This window comes from Streptomyces sp. MspMP-M5 (genome assembly GCF_000373585.1).
In the GTDB taxonomy this organism is placed as follows: domain Bacteria; phylum Actinomycetota; class Actinomycetes; order Streptomycetales; family Streptomycetaceae; genus Streptomyces.
Genome location: NZ_KB891940.1, coordinates 1 through 18,330 on the forward strand (window position 1 = coordinate 1; position 18,330 = coordinate 18,330).

General features: G+C 72.9%; 14 protein-coding genes, 1 tRNA gene and 1 pseudogene. 8 read left to right on the top strand and 8 right to left on the bottom strand.

Annotated elements, in window-relative coordinates:
* Both B073_RS0134150 and B073_RS46075 read left to right on the top strand, forming a co-directional pair.
* Positions 1–214 (top strand): annotated as a pseudogene (locus B073_RS0134150) (hypothetical protein); the annotation flags it as partial.
* Between the two features lie 757 nt (positions 215–971).
* Entirely contained in the window at positions 972–2,564 is a 1,593-nt protein-coding gene (locus B073_RS46075; RefSeq protein WP_158690296.1) for a beta strand repeat-containing protein, read from the top strand.
* Between the two features lie 164 nt (positions 2,565–2,728).
* Here the strand turns inward: B073_RS46075 and B073_RS0134160 are convergent.
* Positions 2,729–2,815, bottom strand: a tRNA-Ser gene (locus B073_RS0134160).
* A 43-nt stretch (positions 2,816–2,858) separates the two neighbouring features.
* Positions 2,859–4,379, bottom strand: a complete 1,521-nt coding sequence (locus tag B073_RS0134165; RefSeq protein ID WP_018542566.1) for a S1C family serine protease — start codon at positions 4,377–4,379, stop codon at positions 2,859–2,861.
* A 458-nt stretch (positions 4,380–4,837) separates the two neighbouring features.
* Between B073_RS0134165 and B073_RS0134170 the strand changes: the two genes are divergently transcribed.
* On the top strand, positions 4,838–5,746 hold the full coding sequence (locus tag B073_RS0134170) for a glycerophosphodiester phosphodiesterase family protein (protein WP_078508314.1): 909 nt from the start codon (positions 4,838–4,840) through the stop codon (positions 5,744–5,746).
* 56 nt (positions 5,747–5,802) lie between these two features.
* Here B073_RS0134170 and B073_RS48905 read toward each other — a convergent pair whose 3' ends face one another.
* Positions 5,803–5,928, bottom strand: coding sequence for a hypothetical protein (locus B073_RS48905; RefSeq protein WP_267881445.1), 126 nt, complete (start codon positions 5,926–5,928; stop codon positions 5,803–5,805).
* Between B073_RS48905 and B073_RS42105 the strand changes: the two genes are divergently transcribed.
* Positions 5,885–6,571, top strand: coding sequence for an ATP-binding protein (locus tag B073_RS42105; RefSeq protein WP_234025238.1), 687 nt, complete (start codon positions 5,885–5,887; stop codon positions 6,569–6,571). The two genes, B073_RS48905 and B073_RS42105, sit on opposite strands and share 44 nt — an antisense overlap.
* Before the next feature lie 161 nt (positions 6,572–6,732).
* A complete protein-coding gene (locus B073_RS0134180; RefSeq protein WP_018542569.1) occupies positions 6,733–7,725 on the top strand; it encodes a DUF5926 family protein in 993 nt (330 codons plus the stop codon).
* Between the two features lie 237 nt (positions 7,726–7,962).
* Here the strand turns inward: B073_RS0134180 and B073_RS0134185 are convergent, their stop codons facing one another.
* Together B073_RS0134185 and B073_RS0134190 are read right to left on the bottom strand one after the other, a co-directional pair.
* Positions 7,963–8,520, bottom strand: coding sequence for a hypothetical protein (locus tag B073_RS0134185; protein ID WP_018542570.1), 558 nt, complete (start codon positions 8,518–8,520; stop codon positions 7,963–7,965).
* Positions 8,521–8,742: 222 nt separating this feature from the next.
* Positions 8,743–9,453 (bottom strand): bifunctional DNA primase/polymerase, encoded by a 711-nt coding sequence (locus B073_RS0134190; RefSeq protein WP_018542571.1) that lies wholly within the window; start codon positions 9,451–9,453, stop codon positions 8,743–8,745.
* Positions 9,454–10,191: 738 nt separating this feature from the next.
* Here B073_RS0134190 and B073_RS0134195 point away from each other — a divergent pair.
* Positions 10,192–11,754 (top strand): PP2C family protein-serine/threonine phosphatase, encoded by a 1,563-nt coding sequence (locus tag B073_RS0134195; protein ID WP_037813706.1) that lies wholly within the window; start codon positions 10,192–10,194, stop codon positions 11,752–11,754.
* A 166-nt stretch (positions 11,755–11,920) separates the two neighbouring features.
* Positions 11,921–13,390: an aminopeptidase P family protein gene (locus B073_RS0134200; RefSeq protein WP_018542573.1), complete on the top strand. Its 1,470-nt coding sequence runs from the start codon at positions 11,921–11,923 to the stop codon at positions 13,388–13,390.
* A gap of 34 nt (positions 13,391–13,424) precedes the next feature.
* Here the strand turns inward: B073_RS0134200 and B073_RS0134205 are convergent, their stop codons facing one another.
* The 3 genes from B073_RS0134205 to B073_RS0134215 all read right to left on the bottom strand — a co-directional run bounded on the left by B073_RS0134205 (position 13,425) and on the right by B073_RS0134215 (position 16,890).
* Entirely contained in the window at positions 13,425–14,108 is a 684-nt protein-coding gene (locus tag B073_RS0134205) for a TetR/AcrR family transcriptional regulator (RefSeq protein ID WP_018542574.1), read from the bottom strand.
* A gap of 269 nt (positions 14,109–14,377) precedes the next feature.
* Positions 14,378–15,157, bottom strand: a complete 780-nt coding sequence (locus tag B073_RS0134210; protein WP_026247987.1) for an SDR family oxidoreductase — start codon at positions 15,155–15,157, stop codon at positions 14,378–14,380.
* Between the two features lie 71 nt (positions 15,158–15,228).
* Entirely contained in the window at positions 15,229–16,890 is a 1,662-nt protein-coding gene (locus B073_RS0134215; protein WP_018542576.1) for an FAD-binding dehydrogenase, read from the bottom strand.
* A 302-nt stretch (positions 16,891–17,192) separates the two neighbouring features.
* Between B073_RS0134215 and B073_RS0134220 the strand changes: the two genes are divergently transcribed.
* Positions 17,193–18,326 (top strand): SPFH domain-containing protein, encoded by a 1,134-nt coding sequence (locus B073_RS0134220; protein WP_202487651.1) that lies wholly within the window; start codon positions 17,193–17,195, stop codon positions 18,324–18,326.
* Positions 18,327–18,330 lie beyond the last annotated feature (4 nt).

Consider the following 18,330-nt stretch of genomic DNA (forward strand, 5'->3'; position numbering starts at 1 on the left):
CGCGCCGGAGCTGCCCGAGCACCCGGACTACCCGCGCATCCTCGCCGCCTTCAACGAGTCGACCGGCCCCCTGCGGGCCAAGGACGTCTGCCAGGCCCTCGACCACGCACTGCTGCCGAAGAACATCGAAGGCACCCGGGCCAAGCTGAAGCGCCTGGTCAAACTCGGCATCCTCACCGAAGCCGACACCGGCTGCTTTGCCCGGCAGCAGTAGCCCGCACCGTGGCCAGCACCCCTGCCCCAAGCCTCACTTCGAAACGGACATCAACTCGCGAACCGCCCACTCAGAGGTCGGTGGAGTGGGTTTGGCCAGTGGCCTGCCCGGTCTTCAGGGGGCCGTACGCTAGTTGGCAACTCGGGCAGGCTTTGGACCTGCCCGCGATATGCAAGATCCAGATCATCATGACTGCCACGCTACGGCGGGTGTGTCCGCCGCCGACCGATCTGGGTTCAATCCGATGGGTCGTGTGAAGGCCCCAGGATTCACCTCGTTCCGGCCGGTGTGAGGCTCGTGGTGCCAGAAGGCTGCACCCCAGAACGGTGTTACAGAAACGTGCCGTCATCACGAGCCACGCCCGTTCTGCATACGTTTCGCCGGTTCATGGCAGGCGCATCGTGCGCCCTGGTTCGCGCTCTGTCTGCTCATGACCCCTGGTGTCACTCTGGCGTCGACTTGGGCAGGTAGCCAGACGTACGACCGCTACTGGGCGGTTGTCCCCTGCCTGGGATGAGGGGCAGGCACCGTGTCGGAACAGGTCAGAAACGTTACCGGAACGCCTTACAGGCAACTTGTCACTCAAGGGCGGGAACTGATCGCGCAGTTCACGAGGGCCCGGTGCGCATGTATATCGAAAGGCGTATGCCGGGCAGTGGCCAGGCCAGGTGACCGGCGCCAGGCGCTGGAGCTGTCTGGCCAGGGCTTCAGGTCCGGGCCAGGCCGCGTCGGGAGGCCGCAAGCAGGGCGGCGGTGCGTGGCAGCCATGGCGGTCGGGGTACTGGCAGGTGGCTTTGTGCTGGTTCCCGCCTCACCGGCCTGGGCCGCGAGCAGTAGCTGCACGGTGAACGGCGTGCTGGTCACGGGGACCACCATCAACGGCACGCCTGGCAATGACGTCATCACCTGCCGGGCCGGGGTCGGCGGAGAGACCGCGGTCAACGCCGGGACAACGGTCAATGGCCTGGGCGGTGATGACACCATCACCGTCATCGGGCAGAACGGCGCGGCCGGAGCCAACGGCGGGACGGGCAACGCCGGGACCATCAACGGCGGGGACGGAAATGACGCCATCGTGGTGACTGGCGGGATCGGCGGCGCCAACCCCGGCGGTCCCAGTGGACTGGCCGGCAAGGGCGGTGTCGGCAACAGCGGCACCATCTCCGGCGGGGGCGGTGACGACAAGGTCATCTCCACCGGCGGTGTGGGCGGCGGTGGCGGGACCAGCGGCGGCAGTCCTGGCGGTGGCGGCACGGGCAACAGCGGCACCATCACCGACGGCACTGGGACAAACACCCTTACCGCCATCGGTGGCGCAGGCGGAGTCTCTACCACCACCGGCGGGATCGGTGGGATCGGCAACAGCGGGACCGTCAGCGGCGGCACGGGCATTGACACCATCACCACAGACGGCGGAGCCGGGGGCGCCACCACCAGCCCTACCGTTGCGAGCGGCGGCAGCGGCGGGCTCGGCAACGGCGGCACCGTCCACGGAAACGCCGGCAACGACATCATCAAGGTGAACGGTGGTGACGCCAGCTCTCCCTTCGCCAGCAGCGGTGCGGGCGGTGTCGGTGGGCGGGCCAACGCCGGTTCCATCTTCGGTGACGCTGACAACAACACCATCACGGTGTTGGGCGGCGATGGCGGCAATTCCACCGTCTCCGGAGGGGCCGGCGGGGACGGCAATGACGCCGGCCAGATCACCGCCGGAGCCGGCATCGACACCATCACCGTCGGGGGAGGCAATGGTGGTGGCGCCGCCGGCGGGGGCGCTGGAGGGGTCGGCAACACACCAAACGGCACGATCAACAGTGGTAACGGTGCCGACACCATCAAGGTCAGTGGAGGAAACGGCGGTCAGGCGACGAACGGAGGCGGTGGCGGCGGGGACGCCAACAAGGGCTCCATCACCGGCGACGGCAACGCCGATCTCCTCATTGCGGTGACCGGCGGCAAGGGTGGCGACAGCCGCAGTCGGGTCCTGGGCGGCTTTGGCGGCGACGCCAACGCCGGCACCACCAGCGTCGCCGCCATGATCAACGGCGGCCGAGGAAACGACCAGATCACCACCACCGGCGGAGCTGGGGGAACCAGCGCTAACGGCAGCGTCGCGGGCGGCGGCAGCGGCAACGGCGACAGGCTCCAAGGGGAATCCGGCGTCATCAGCGGTGGGCCCGGCGACGACAAGATCAGCGTCAACGGCGGTCCCGGCCATGACGCGAACCGCGGTCACGGCAACGACACCAACGGCACCATCGACGGCGGCACCGGCGGCGAAACCCTTGGTGACACCTGCACGACCACCCCCGACAACCACGGCACCATCATCAACTGTGAACTGCCCTAACCTCAAAGTCAGATACACGTCCTGATCTGCGTGCCAGATCCGTGCCCGGCAGGGCGGCAAAACGCGGTCAAGTTCGGTCGGCCACGGATGCACCGCGATCAAAGAAGAAAACGACCCCCGACCGGGAAATCCCTGGTCAGGGGCCGTTTCGCTGTGCTGAGCTGCGGAGGCTGTGGGATTTGAACCCACGGTGGCGTTGCCGCCACGACAGTTTTCAAGACTGTTCCCTTAGGCCGCTCGGGCAAGCCTCCCCGCGGCGCCGGAGTGCGGTGCCGCGGGGATCAGATTAGCGCGTCACTTGTCGCCCGTGCGCTGCCCCAGGGTGACCTGGGTGGTGTGCTCCTTGCCACCGCGCTTGTAGGTGAGCGTGATGTGGTCGCCGGGCTTGTGCTGCCAGATCTCGCTGATGAGGGTCGGGCCGCTGTCGATCACCGTGCTGTCGAGCTTGGTGATGGTGTCGCCGGGCTTCAGGCCCGCCTTGGCGGCCGGGCCGCCCGGGGTGACCGCGTCGGAGCCGTTGTTGCCGGTCTGGGCGATGGTCGCGCCGTCGCCGCTCTCCCGCATGCCGACCTGGACGCCTATCTGCGGATAGACCGGCTGGCCCGTCTTGATCAGGTCCTGCGCCACCCGCTTCGCCTGGTCGATGGGGATCGCGAAGCCCAGGCCGATGCTGCCGGACTGGCCGGATTCGCCGCCCATCCCGCCGCCGTTGCCGGCCGACTGGATCGCGGAGTTGATGCCGATGACGTTGCCGCCGGCGTCCAGCAGCGGGCCGCCGGAGTTGCCGGGGTTTATCGACGCGTCCGTCTGCAGGGCGCTCATGTACGAGGCGCTGCTGCCGCCGCCGTCGCTGGAGGCCACCGGGCGGTCCTTGGCGCTGATGATGCCGGTCGTGACCGTGCCGGACAGGCCGAAGGGCGCGCCGATGGCGATCGTGGCGTCGCCGACCTGGACGTTGGCGGACTTGCCGAGCGGGAGCGGGTTGAGCGTGGCGCCGGCGGCGTTCTTGAGCTTGATGACGGCGACGTCGTAGCCCTGGGCGTGGCCGATGACCTCGGCGTCGTACTTCTTGCCGTTGGAGAACGTCGCGGTGAGCCGGCCGCCGTCGGCCGCGCTGGCGACGACGTGGTTGTTGGTGAGGATGTGGCCCTGCTTGTCGTAGACGAAGCCGGTGCCGGTGCCGCCGTCGCCCGACGCGCCCTGGGCCTCGATCGTGACGACGCTGGGCAGCGCGCGCTGCGCTATCCCGGAGACGGAGGTGGGCTTGCGGTTCAGCGCACCGGGGTCGCCGGAGGCGGAGACCGTCGTGGAGGTGCTGTCGTTGCGGCCCGCGGCCCAGTAGCCGATACCGCCGCCGACGCCGCCCGCGATCAGAGCGGCGACCAGCACCGCGGCGATCAGGCCGCCGTTGCGCTTCTGGGGGGCGGGGTGGTGGCCGGGCGCGGCCCACGGGTCGCCGCCGGCGCCGGGCGGGGGAGCGCCCCAGCCGCCGGCCGCAGCGTGCCCGGGCGCACCATGTCCGGCCGCGGCATACGGGGCGGCGGGGGCGGCGGGCTGCTCCGGGTGCGCGGCCGGAGTCGGGGGGAGCGGCTGCGTGCGGTCATGGGCGGCCGGGCCGGGGTCGCCGGGGGCCGCGGCCTGCGGGGCGTAGTCCGGCGGCGGGGGCGCCGCGGGCGGCACGGCCGGGGCGGCCGGGGCGGCCGGGGTGTTCTGAGGTCGGTCGCCGGAGGCGGGCGCGGGGGCGCTGTCCGGCTGCGGTCCGGTCGGCGGCTCGGCCTCCGACGGGACTCCGGCTCCCTCGTTCTCGGTGCTCACAGCTCTCTCCTCAGTCAGCGTGCTTCACGGCGGTGCCGGTCCGGGGACCGGGCCCCGGCATTCCGGCGTCCGGGTTTCCGCGGTACTCCAGCATCCGCGATCCCGCCGCTCGGGGCGAGTCCCGGCCGTCCCGTCGGTCCTCCGGCGGCCCGCTCAGGGGACCGGTCACGGTGCGCCGCGCCCGGCCCGGACCCCTCCACCCAGCCTCCCAAGCCTCCCCCATGGCCCGTCAGAGCACCGTAAGCCGAACCTGTGACTTATTCGCCGCACTACGGGACGTACCGGATTAAAACGGTTCTGCCCCTCCCTCTACGTCATACGCGGCATGCACGATATGCACGGTGTGTGGGGCGATCGGGCGACATGGCGACGGGGTGCGCACGGGTGCCGGTGCGGGGGCCGGGGCGGTAGATCTTCCCGCAGGGCGGGCCGCCGGTGACGGATGACACGATGACGCGGTGACCTCTCCACGCCCTACCGAGGACGCCCGTCCGGGCCGGCCCGCCATCGTGGCCCACCGGGGCGCGTCCGAAGACGCGCCGGAACACACCCTGGCCGCCTACCGGCAGGCGATCGAGGACGGCGCGGACGCCCTGGAGTGCGATGTCCGCATGACCGCCGACGGGCATCTGGTCTGCGTCCACGACCGGCGGGTGAACCGCACGTCCAACGGGCGCGGCGCAGTCTCGGCACTGGAGCTGGCCGACCTCGCGGCGCTGGACTTCGGGTCCTGGAAGGACGTCCTGGCGGAGCGGGGCGTGCTGGCGGACGCGGCGCGGGCCGGCGGCCGGCCGGTGGACGCGGGCGAGGAACCGGACCGGCAGCACGAGAACGCCGAGCGGACGTCCGTACTGACCCTGGAGCGGCTGCTGGAGCTGGTCGCGGACGCGGACCGGCGGGTCGAGCTGGCCATCGAGACCAAGCACCCCACGCGCTGGGCCGGGCAGGTCGAGCAGCGCCTGGTCGAGCTCCTCGCCCGCTTCGGCCACACGAAACCGGCCACCCGCGACTGGACGCCACCGGTCCGCGTGATGAGCTTCTCCGCGCGCTCCCTGCACCGCGTACGCGCCGCCGCGCCGGACATCCCCGGTGTCTATCTGATGCAGTTCCTCACCCCCCGCCACCGGGACGGCCGGCTGCCGCCCGGCGTGCGCATCGCCGGCCCCGGCGTGCGGATCCTCCGCGCGCACCCGGAGTACGTCGCCAGGGCGCACCGGGCGGGCCACCGGGTCCACGTCTGGACCGTCAACGACCCGGCGGACGTGGAGATGTGCCGCGCACTGGGCGTCGACGCGATCATCACCAACCGCCCCAAACAGGTACGCCGCCAACTCGGCGCCGGCGACGGCCCGTCGGGCACTCCCTAGCCCCTTACGGGGTGTGCCCCGGCGCATTCGGTCCGTAGGCGGCCGTGTCGAGTGCGTCACTGCGTGCCGGTTGGCCGGTTTCCGGTCCAGTCCATTGGGGCATCCATCCCCTGGCGTGGGGCAAAGGAGGTCTCGGGGGTGGCGTTGGTGGTGGCACAAGAGGTGCCGACGTCGTCGATCATGGCCGTACCCCATGGTCCAGCGGGTGTGGGCATGGCCAGGCGACGCATGCGAGAAGAGCTGTCGGCAAGGGGAGTTCAGGACACAGTCGTCGACGACGCGATCCTGGTCCTTTCGGAACTACTGAGCAACGCGTGTCGCCATGCGCGTCCGGTACACGAGGACCGCACACCGGATCCCGACGGCACGTCGGACGACCCCGTCGGCTCCGTCCGCGCCTCCTGGCGCATCGACGGCCAGGGGCGGCTGACCATCGCGGTCACCGACGGCGGCGGTCCGACCCGCCCGATTCCGGCCACCCCGTCCATCACCGCCCGCGGCGGCCGCGGGCTGGCCATCATCCGCTCGCTCGCCAAGGACTGGGGCGTCCGCGACAGCGCCCTCGGCGAGGTGACGGTCTGGGCCGCACTCTCCCTTCAAGGCGCTTTCGCTACGCGCGTGGATCTGACCGCCGACCTGGCGGCCGGTCTGACGACGGAGCTGTCGTCCGACCTCACATCCGAGTTGGCGACCGACCGCACGCCCGAGCTGACCGGGCTCCCGCTCTCCCTGCGGAAGACCCGCACCGGCGGCCCGGTCCGCCCGCACCGGAACGGCCGCGGCCCGGCGGGCCTGACCTTCGCCGAGCTCGACGAACTGCCGTAGCAGGCAGCACCCGGCGCCCGCGACGCGCCTGCCCGGAGCGCCCACCCCGGCGTACTCACGGCGCTTACGGCGCTGTTGGTGGGGCCCCGGGCGCAGGTCTCCTCTAGGCTCGCGCCGGAACGCGTCCGTACGACCAGGAACCACCAGGAGACACCGTCGCCATGGCCAAGAAGCGCCGTCCCCAGCCCCGGGCCGCAGCAGTACAGATCAAGGACGGCGCCCGTGGCGCAGCCACCGAGGGTTCCTACCCGGTGGTCGGCGCCCGCGAGCCCTGCCCGTGCGGTTCCGGCCGCCGCTACAAGGCGTGCCACGGCCGGCAGGCGGCGCACGCCGTCACCGAGCTGGTGCGGCGCCCCTTCGAGGGGCTGTCCGGCGAGTGCGACTGGGTGGCGCTGCGCGAGCTGGTGCCCGCCGCCACCGCGCCGCTGACGCTCAAGGGCGGCCTGCCCGAGGGCGTCCCGTCGGTGACGCTGGCGACCGTGCTCCCGATGGCCTGGCCCGCGCTGCGCCGCGACAACGGCGCGGTGCTGCTCGGCCTGCAGAACGACACCCCCTCCGGCGACATCAGCCGGGACCTCGCCGACACCCTCCAGCGGGCGCTGGCCACCGAGCCCGGCCACCCGGTCGCGGCCGGCCGGGCCCCCCTCGACGGCCCGCGGCTGCAGGACCTGCTGGATCCGGACGCACCTTTTGAGCCGACCGTCCACACCGGCTTCGAGTTCTGGGTGGAGAACGCCGAGAACGCCACCGCCGAGGTCGCCGCCTCCCTGGAGCGGGCCAACGCCGCGGCCATCCCGACCGCCCGGATTCCCGGCCTGGAGGGCGCGTACTGGTGCGAGGCCCCGGAGAAGAACCACCTGCGCTGGGTCACCGCGCTCCCCGAGGAGCAGCTGCTCGACGCGCTCGCCCGGCTGCACGCCGCCGGCACCTCCTCGCTGGGCGAAGGGACCCGGCTGGTGGGCTCCTTCCGGGCGCACGGCCTGGTCGTCCCGGTGTGGGACCTGCCGTCCTCGATGGGCGCCGACGAGGTCGCCGGCCCGGCCGCCGCCTTCCAGGAGCGGCTGGCCAAGGCGCTCGCCACGGACACCCCGCTGACCGCCGAGGAGCGCCGGGCCCGCGGCGGTCTCACCAACCGTCAGGTGACCCTGAGCTGACCCGCCGGACCGAGTCGATCTTGGACGTGACGCCCGTCACAGAGTCCGGCGCAACTCCGCGTACGCAACGCTGAATCCGCGTCCGGAATTCCACGATCGAATTTGCGAACCGCCGATCTCTTGTTACGGTTCTAAAAGCCCGGTCGCTGGTGCATCCCCCGTCGCCAGCGACCGGGCGCTTCCATGTCCGGATGCCGCCGCCGGCACCGGCCCGCCCGCCCCGTCGCGGCCCGGCCCTCAGTGCCCCGAACTCCCGCCGTCCGGCGCCCAGTTGCCGCTGGAGCGCAGCAGCAGCCGCTCCCCCGCCGCATCCGAGAACTCCGCCACCGCGCCGTACGGCAGCCGCGCCCCGCGCAGCGTCGGGCCGCCCGGCGTCTCGCACACCCCCGGCGCCCCGCCCGCCGGTACGACGCAGTCCGCCTGGACGCTCCGGCCGTCCGGGCGCAGCAGCGTCAACGCGGCGCGCAGCGGGTCACCCGAGGAGTTCCGGAAGAAGGTGCGCGCCCAGGTGCGGCCGCCCTCGGTGAGGACGCAGGTCTGGGCCGTGATCCGTTCCCGGGCGGTGAGTTCGGGGCCGCAGTGGGTGGTGCGGGCGGGGCCGGGGAGGAGCGGGAGGCCGAGGTCGGTGAGCGGGCCGGCGGCCGCGCGGGCGCCCGGGGAGCCGGTGGGTTCCGGGGCGCCGGGCGGCAGGAGGGAGTCCGCCGGACCCGCCGTCGCGGCGGCCAGGGGGACGGCGAGGGCGAGCACGGCGGTGCCGGCGAGCCCGGTCAGGCGGAGAATCCGCGCACGCTGCATGGGACCCACTTGCGAGTGACGAGGTATGCGGGGGAGCTGAGAAATGCGAAGGATGTACCGTCCGCGGCATGGCGGGCGATATGTCGAACCTATCGGGCGGCACGGGTGGCACCCGGTGCCCGTACACGCGATTCCCGTAGGAACGGGGCAGCTCGCACCCTTACGGGTGAACCGGAGAGGTGCGTTTTCCGGCCACCCGTGGAACCTCCGCGGGGCGGCGGCTCAGTACGCGAGCCGGCTGCCGCCGTCGGGGCTGCCGGCGCTCGCCGTCACCAGCGCGTCGACGATCGTGGCCACCTTGGGCAGCCAGGGCACGGCACGGCTGGAAGCCGGCGGGCGCTCCCAGCGGACCTTGCCGGCGCCGGTCGGGGACGGCGGCAGCACGAGGTAGCCGCCCTCGCCGTGGAACCGCAGCGAGCTGGGCACCCACTCCCGCGAGCTGAGCAGCTCCCCCAACTCCGGTAGGCCGTACGGCGATACGAGCAGCGACCAGCGGGTGGGGGTGGCCACCACGGGGCCGGTGCGGACGCCGAAGTGGTCCAGCGCGGCCAGCGCGCGGGCCCCGGCGACGGCCGGCAGGCTCACCGCGCACGGCGCCCGGCCGCCGGTCGCCAGGACGACCGGGGCGTCCGGGCGGTTGCTCCACCACCAGCGCACCATCCGGGCGTCGGTGGTCGCCGCCAGCAGCCCGGGGTCGAAGGGGTGCGCGCCCGGAACCACGCAGTCCGGGTCGGGGCAGTTGCAGCGGCGGGGCACCCGCTCGCCGAGGCCGAGTCGCCCGGCGGCCTGCTGCCGGCCGGCGGGCCGCAGTCCGACGCCCGGGAGGACCGGCCACTGCCACTCGGTGGCGCAGTGGAGCGCCGCACCGAGCAGCGCCGACCTCCCGCTGCGCCGGAACAGGGGCTTGCGTCGCCTTCCGAGGATCTCGCGCATGAGCGCTCGTTCCTTTCCGTTACGCCGAGGGCTGGTCCTTCGCGTACTTCGCACTGCATGCCGATGAACTGTCGGTGCATGTCGTTCGCACCTGCGGTGGTGCTGCTCCGGGCCGGTACGGGGTGGTGCTGCTGCCCGGTCGTGCGGTTGTGGCCGGCCGGCCCGGTCGTGCAACCCGGAGGCCGTTCGCGCTCGATCACCACACACGGCGCTCTGGTCACTGCGTGTACGAGGCAGCGCATCACGCCGTACACCGGGCGTGGAACGTGGCGGAGGGTGGCGCGCGCATGGCGCTTGCGCTTCCGGTGGTGCCATCCCGCCACTGGGGAGTGCGTCGCGGTGGTCGCCGTATAGGACGCCGGTGCCGGCCGGAGAGTTCCGGTGCGGCCCCAACTGCCCCCGCACCTATCCGAGTACGTACCCGCCACGGTGGATATGACGCGCTGCTGATCGCCGCCAGGAGACCTCAAATTGACGCTCGGGGGGCTCTTTTCAGGCCAATCTACAGACCTCGCTGACACCACAAACCCCAAAGGGACAGTGCTGGACATCACATCGCTGGTGCGTGTACATGTGGAGGCATTGATAGCGGAGCAGCATGACATGGGGGTTTGCGATGCTATTGAGGAAATTGAGCGGACAGCCGTACCGCACAACATCACTCAACAAAAAGCCGCACTCCCTGCCACATCGCGGCCTGACCTGGGAATTTGCCGGGCGCGACGTGGGTCGCCGGCCATGAGCGCCCCCCACGTACCGAAAGTGGCTGGAATCGGACCAGCTCTTCCCTCTCCCGCGCACACTACCGACCCTCACGGGACGCCCGCGTCCGGCGACCCCGCCTCCGGCACCTCCACTGACGACCCGTCCGGCGCCGCCGACGCTCCCGAGGACGGCTCCGACCCCACCGCACCGCACGCCGCCGACCTCTCCCCCGTGGACCGGATCGCCGCCGTCCAGGACCGGCTGGCCGGCTGGATCTCCGATCTCAGCACCCTGCACGACCTCACCGAACAGCTCGCCCGCACCCGCACCTTGGAGGACGCCCTCCGCGAACTCCTGCGGGCCGGCGCCTTCCTCGTCGGCGCCCGCCGCGGACTGGTCGCCCTGACACCGCAGGACGGACTCGGCCCGGAGACCACCGTCGGCCTGGGCCTGGGCCGCGCCGAGATCGGCCACATCGAGACCGTGCCGCGCAGCGCGCTGTCGTACGCGCGGATACTGGACGGCCTGCCGGAGCCCGGCGCCGGCGACGACGCCGAGGCCCGTACCGAGATCGCCGAGCCGGACATCCCCGGGGAGAAGGGCCTCGATCCCCGCCTGCGCGAGGTCGCCGCCCGCCTCGGCTACGCCGCCAGTTATGCCGTACCGCTCACCGCCGGCCCGGTCGGCCGGCTCGGCGCCGCGGTCTGGCTCTACGACGAGCCCGCCGAGCCCGGCGACCGCCGGCGCCATCTCGTCGGCCTCTACCGCGCCCACGCCGCCGAGCACCTCGCCCGGCTCCTCGAACTCCACCGCAGCCGGCACGACGCCCGGACGCTGCGCGACGAACTCCTGCCCCGCAGGCTGGCGCGGATCCCCGGCGTCCGGCTCGCCGTGCGGCACGCCACCGGGCCGCGCGGCGGCGGCGACTGGTACGACGCGCTGCCGCTGCCGGACGGCGCGCTGGGCCTGGCGGTCGGGTCGGTCACCGGCTCCGGTCCGAGCGCGGTGGCCGCCATGGGACGGCTGCGGGCCTCGCTGCGCGCCTACGCCGTCATGGAGGGCGAGGACCCGGTCGCGGTCCTCTCCGACCTCGAACTGCTGATGCGGCTGACCGAGCCGGCCCGCAGCGCCACCGCGCTGTTCGCCTTCACCGAGCCGCCGCCGGGCGCGGCCGGGGCGCCCGCGCCGCCGGTGCCGGCCGGGATCGGCGGCCCGGCGCCGCGCAAGATGGTGCTGGCCGGGGCCGGCCACTGCCCGCCGCTGATCCTCGGCGACCTGCGGGCGGAGTTCGTGGAGACCTCGCTCTCCGCGCCGCTGGGCATGCTGGCCTGCTGGGAGGCGCCCAGCGTGGAGATCCAGCCGGCCCGCGGCGAGACCGTGCTCCTGTACAGCGACGGGCTGCTGCACCGCACCGGTGAGCCGATGGACCGGGCCTTCGCCCGTCTGCACTCCGCGGCCGCGGGCGTCCCCCGGGCCGGCCGGAGCGACCCGGAGGCGGTGGTGGACCACATCGTGCGGGCCATGCTGCCGCAGGGCCTGGACGACCCCGCCTCGGAGGAGGACGTGGTCCTGCTCGCCGCGTACTTCGAGGAGTAGGGCCGCTCCGGACGGCATCGTCGCAGGTCGCAGGGGGTGGGCGCAGGGCGTCCCCCCCTGCGGCGGGGGATGCCGCACAGGTCACGGCTTCCGGCCCCTGGACCGTTTCCCGCTCGCACTTACGATGGAATGCGGTTCAGTCAGAAAAGCCTTAAAAGGAGGCACGGTGACCGACGAGCTCACTCCGGAGACCCCGGACGAGGAAGAGCAGCCGATCAAGCAGCGCAAGAACGGCCTGTACCCGGGCGTTTCGGACGAGCTCGCCGAGAACATGAAGAGCGGCTGGGCCGACACCGAGCTGCGCGGCCTGGAGCCGACCGAGCAGGCGCCGTACGCCGCGCGCCGCCGCGCCGCGCTCTCCGCGCGCTTCCCCGGCGAGCGCCTGGTGATCCCCGCGGGCGTGCTGAAGACCCGCTCCAACGACACCGAGTACCCCTTCCGGGCCGCCACCGAGTACGTCCACCTCACCGGCGACCAGACCGACGGCAGCGTGCTCGTCCTGGAGCCCCGCGCCGACGGGGCCGAGGGCCACGACGAGACGCTCTACCGCCTGCCCCGCTCGAACCGCGAGAACGGCGAGTTCTGGCTGAACGGCATGGGCGAGCTGTGGGTCGGCCGCCGCAACAGCCTCGACGAGTCCGCGGCGCTGCTCGGCATCGCCTGCAAGGACGTCCGCGAGCTGGCCGGCCTGCTCAAGGAGGCCACCGGCCCGGTCCGGGTCGTCCGGGGTCACGACGCCGCCATCGAGGAGGCGCTGCACGACAAGGTCACCGCGGAGCGCGACGAAGAGCTGCGGGTGTACCTCTCCGAGGCCCGGCTGGTGAAGGACGACTTCGAGGTCGGCGAGCTGCAGAAGGCCGTCGACTCGACGGTGCGCGGCTTCGCCGACGTGGTCAAGGTCCTGGACAAGGCCGAGGCGACCAGCGAGCGCTACATCGAGGGCACGTTCTTCCTGCGCGCCCGCGTCGAGGGCAACGACGTCGGCTACGGCTCCATCTGCGCCGCCGGTCCGCACGCCACCACCCTGCACTGGGTCCGCAACGACGGCGCGGTCCGCTCCGGCGAGCTGCTGCTGCTGGACGCGGGCGTGGAGACCACCAGCCTCTACACCGCGGACGTCACCCGCACCCTGCCGATCAACGGCCGCTACAACGACCTCCAGCGCAAGATCTACGACGCGGTCTACGAGGCCCAGGAGGCCGGTATCGCGGCGGTGAAGCCTGGCGCCTCGTTCCGCGACTTCCACGACGCGTCCCAGCGGGTGCTCGCGGCGAAGCTGGTGGAGTGGGGCCTGGTCGAGGGCCCGGTGGAGCGCGTCCTGGAGCTGGGCCTGCAGCGCCGCTGGACCCTGCACGGCACCGGTCACATGCTCGGCCTGGACGTCCACGACTGCGCCGCGGCCCGTACCGAGAGCTATGTCAACGGCACGCTGGAGCCCGGCATGGTGCTGACCGTCGAGCCCGGCCTGTACTTCCAGGCGGACGACCTGACGGTGCCCGAGGAGTACCGCGGCATCGGCGTCCGGATCGAGGACGACATCGTGGTGACGGAGAGCGGCAACCGCAATCTGTCGGCCGCCCTGCCGCGCCGCTCCGACGAGGTCGAGGCGTGGATGGCGGAGCTGCTCGGCAAGTAGCCCCCGCGCGAAACGGCGCGCCGGGGCGGGTGGTTCAGTCCGCCCGCCCCGGCGCGCCGTCGTGTTCCGGGCCGTCGTGTTCCGCGCCGCCGTGACAGCGGCCGCCGCCCCCGAGGGCGTACGCGCCGGCGCGGGCCGCGGCCCACACGGCGGTGGCGGCGGACGCGCCGAGGCCCGGCTCCACGGGGCGGCGGGTGATGAGGATGCGGTGGTAGAAGGGCGCGCCGAGCGCCGCCACCACGGCCTCGGGGTCGGTGTCCGCGGGCAGCTCGCCGCGGGCGACGGCGCGCCGCACCATCGCCCCGGCCAGCGTCAGCCGCTCGTCGAAGAAGGTCCGCAGCGCGGTGGCCGCCTGGGGGTCGCGGGCCGCGGCGGCGACCACCGCCTCCAGCACGCGGCGGGGCCCGGCGGAGCCGTAGAAGCGCTCTATGGCGTCCGCGAGCGCCCGCAGATCGCCGGGCAGGCTGCCGGTGTCCGGCAGCGGGATGTCGCTGCTCATCTCCGTCAGCAGCTCGCAGACGAGCTTGTCGACGCTGCGCCAGCGGCGGTAGAGCGTCGCGAGGTGCACCCCGGAGCGCTGGGCCACCCGCTCCATGGTCAGTGCGGCGAAGCCGCCGTCGGCCAGTTCCTCGGAGACGGCGGTCAGCACGGCGCGGCGGGTACGCGCCGTACGTCCCCCGGGTCGGGTCTCGCCCGGGGCCTGGTGCGCGGTCGTCACGGCGGCTCCGTTACGGGGGTCGTTTACGGATGGCAGCGCGGATTGCAGTGCGGGTTCTGGCCAAGTATTGTCCAGGAGCAGATTAACGCGAGCAACCTCGCGTTAGTCCTGGTGCCGCGCGGGTCTCGCCGGAAAGGGGACGCCGCGGGGGAGGTCCTCCTCCTGCGAGACCGCGCAGCCCCACTTCTTCAAGGGCGAATTTCCGCCATTTTCCCGGGCGTTCGGGATGATCCGAGTTGCCCGATGCCCGCCGGACCGTCGGTACCGGCTCAGCGCAGCCCGTGTTTGCGCGCCACCATCCGCTCCACCGCCGTGCCGGGCAGCAGCCGCCGCAGCAGGAAGACGGCGGGGGCGTTGCTGCCGACCGCGTAGTGCGGGCGCGGCCGGGGCGCCTCGATCGCCTTCAGGACGGTGGCGGCGACCTTCTCCGGCGGGATGCCGTGCGCCTCGTTGGCGTCCAGGGCGGCCAGCATCGTCCGGTACGCGTCGGCGTACGGCGAGCCGTCGGCCAGGTAGTGGGTGCGCCGGGCGCTGATGCCGGTGGCGATGGAGCCCGGTTCGACGGTGGTGAGCGCCACGCCGTAGGGCGCGACCTCCCGCCGGGCGGCGTCCGCGAAGCCCTTGAGCGCGGCCTTGGCGGCGACGTACGACGAGCGGTGGGCGAGCGGGAAGCTGGCCAGTATGGAGCCGATCATCACCACCCGGCCGTGGCCGCGCTCCCGCATGCCGGGCAGAAGGAGCTGGGTGAGGCGGACGGCGCCGAAGACGTTGAGCTGGAAGAGGCGGCGGACCGCGGCCATCGGAAGCTCTTCGAAGGGGCCGCTCTGGCTCTCCCCGGCGTTGTTGACCAGCACGTCGACGGGGCCCGCGGCGGCGGCGCAGTCCTCGATGGCCGCGTCGTCCGCCAGGTCGAGCGGGAGGTAGCGCACGCCGGGCAGCGGTGCGGCGAGCGCCGCGGGGTCGCGGCTGGTCCCCAGGACGCGGTAGCCGCGGGCGACCAGCGCGGCGGCCACCGCGGCGCCGATCCCGGAGGAGGCACCGGTCACCAGCGCGGTGCGGCCGCGCCCGCTGCCGGTGCCGCCGCTGCCGTACGGGCTCCCGGCATCCGGTGCCGGGCCGCTCACGCCAGGCTCCGGGCCAGCGCCCGCCCGGCCGCGCGGCCGGAGAAGATGCAGCCGCCCAGGAAGGTGCCCTCCAGCGCGTTGTAGCCGTGCACCCCGCCGCCGCCGAACCCGGCGACCTCGCCGGCGGCGTAGAGCCCGTCGAAGGGCGTGCCGTCCGGCCGGACCACCTGCGAGTCCAGGGTGGTCTCCAGTCCGCCCAGCGTCTTACGGGTCAGCAGGTGCAGCCGGACCGCGATCAGCGGGCCGTGCGCCGGGTCGAGCAGCCGGTGCGGCCGGGCGACCCGCGTCAGCTTGTCGGGCAGGTACCGCCGCGCGTTGCGCACCGCCATCAGCTGGAGGTCCTTGGAGTAGGGGTGCGCCACCGCCCGGTCCCGGGCCAGCACCTCCCGCTCGACCGTCGCGTGGTCGAGCGGGGCCGACGGCTCCAGGGCGTTCATCCCGGCGACCAGCTCGCGCAGGGTGCGGCGGACGACGAAGTCCTCGCCGCGGTCCAGGAACGCCTGGACCGGACCGGGCGCGCCCTTCTTCACCCGCGCCAGCGCGAGCTTGAGGTCCTTGCCCGTGATGTCCGGGTTCTGCTCGGAACCGGAGAGCGCGAACTCCTTCTCCACGATGGAGCGGGTCAGGATGAACCAGGTGTGGTCGTGGCCGGTGCGGACGATGTGGCGCAGGGTGCCGAGGGTGTCGTGGCCGGGGAAGAGCGGCGCGGGCAGCCGGCGGCCGGTGGCGTCCAGCCACAGCGACGACGGGCCGGGGATGATCCGGATGGCGTGGTCGGGCCAGACCGGGTCCCAGTTCTTGATGCCCTCGGTGTAGTGCCACATCCGGTCGCGGTTGACCAGGGAGCCGCCGGCCCGTTCGGTGATCTCCAGCATCCGCCCGTCCACGTAGGCGGGCACCCCGGTGATCATCGACTTGGGGACCGGGCCGATCCGGTCCACCGGCCAGTTCTTGCGGACCAGTTCGTGGTTGCCCCCGATACCGCCGGAGGTCACCACCACCGCCTGCGCCCGGAACGCGAACTCGCCCTCCGCCGTCCGCTCGGACGCCACCCCGCGCGGCCGGTCCGACGGCACCAGCGTGGTGCCGCGCACCCCGACCGCGGCCCCGTCCTCCACGATCAGCTCGTCGACCCGGTGCCGGTGCCGGAAGACCACCAGCCCGCGTTCGGCCGCGGCCCGCACCGGCTCGGCGAAGACCCGGACGACCTCGGGGCCGGTGCCCCAGGTGAGGTGGAAACGGGGCACGGAGTTGCCGTGGCCGGTCGCCAGGCCCGCGCCGCGCTCGGCCCAGCCGACGGTGGGGGTCAGCCGCAGCCCGAGGCCGTACAGGTAGCGGCGCTTCTCGCCCGCGGCGAAGTCCACGTACGCCTGCGCCCACTGCCGGGGCCAGTGGTCCTCGCGGTCCCGGTCGAAGGCCGCCGAGTCCAGCCAGTCGGACAGCGCGAGTTCCGGCGAGTCCTTGATGCCGGCCCGCCGCTGCTCGGGGCTGTCCACCAGGAACAGCCCGCCCAGCGACCAGAACGCCTGGCCGCCGAGGTTGGCCGCGCTCTCCTGGTCGACGACGAGCACCCGCCGCCCGGCGCGGGTGAGTTCGTAGGTGGCGACCAGTCCGGCCAGCCCGGCTCCTACGACGATGACGTCGGCGTCCTCGCTCATCCGGCCACCTCGCTGCGCTCGTTCATGGGAGCTCCTCCACGGTTCCGCGGCGGCCGCACCCGCCCCGGCCGACCGCCTTGTCGCGTCCATGTCCGTAACAACCGATACAGGAACGTATCCGATGCGTCGGGCGGCAACAAGGACCGCGGGTCCGGACGAGGTCCGCACCACCGCACCCGGGCCCCAGGTACGGCTTCTACTATGACGTGGACATCTGAGCGGACGGATTTCCGTGCCCGTCACCGCCGGCAGCGGCCCGGCCGGGCGGCCGGAGCGAACTGGGGGGACCTGGCGTGGGCTTCATGGACCGCGTACGCGGCGAATTCATCGACATCATCGAGTGGACGGACGACAGCCGGGACACGCTCGTCTGGCGCTTCCCGCGCTACGAGAACGAGATCAAGATGGGCGCCAAGCTCATCGTGCGCGAGTCGCAGGCCGCCGTCTTCGTCAACCAGGGCCGGATCGCGGACGTCTTCGCGCCGGGCATGTACGAGCTCCAGACGGGCAACCTGCCGATCCTGGCGACGCTCCAGGGCTGGAAGTACGGCTTCCACTCGCCGTTCAAGGCGGAGGTCTACTTCGTCACCACCCGGCAGTTCACGGACCTGAAGTGGGGCACCCAGAACCCGGTCACGGTGCGGGACCCGGAGTTCGGCATGGTGCGGCTGCGGGCCTTCGGCGGCTACGCGACGCGGGTGACGGACCCGGCCCGGCTGATCACCGAACTCGCCGGCACCGACCCGCAGTTCCGCACCGAAGAGGTCGAGGAGTACCTGCGGCAGCTGATCGTGGGGCGGCTCGGCACGTTGCTGGCCGGCGCCGGCATCCCGATGCTCGACCTCGCCGCGCGCCAGGCCGAGCTCGGCGACCGGCTGGCCAAGGCGCTGACCGACGAGCTGGCGCCGTCGCACGGCCTGTCCATCCCCAAGTTCGTCATCGAGAACATCTCGCTGCCGCCCGAGGTCGAGCAGGCCATCGACGCCCGCAGCCGGATGGGCATCCTCGGGAACGTCGACAACTACGCACGCCTCCAGGCGGCGGACGCGATCCGGGACGCGGCGAACAACCCGGGCGGCGCCGGGGAGGGCATCGGCCTGGGGCTGGGCATGGCCGCCGGGCAGCAGATGGCCCAGGCGTTCGCGCCCCAGCAGCCCCAGCAGCCGCAGCAGCCCGCCGCTCCGGCGCCCGGCGGCGCGGCCGCTCCGCCGCCGCTGCCCGGCCAGCAGCAGCACCAGTGGCATGTGGCCGTGAACGGGCAGCAGCAGGGCCCGTACGACCACGCCACGTTCACCGGGCACATCGGGTCGGGCGCGATCCGGCCCGGCATGCTCGTCTGGCGCGAGGGAATGGCGGCGTGGCAGCCGGTGGAGAACGTGCCCGAGCTCGCCTCGTACTTCCACGCCACCCCGCCGCCGCTGCCGCCGCAGGTCTGACCCA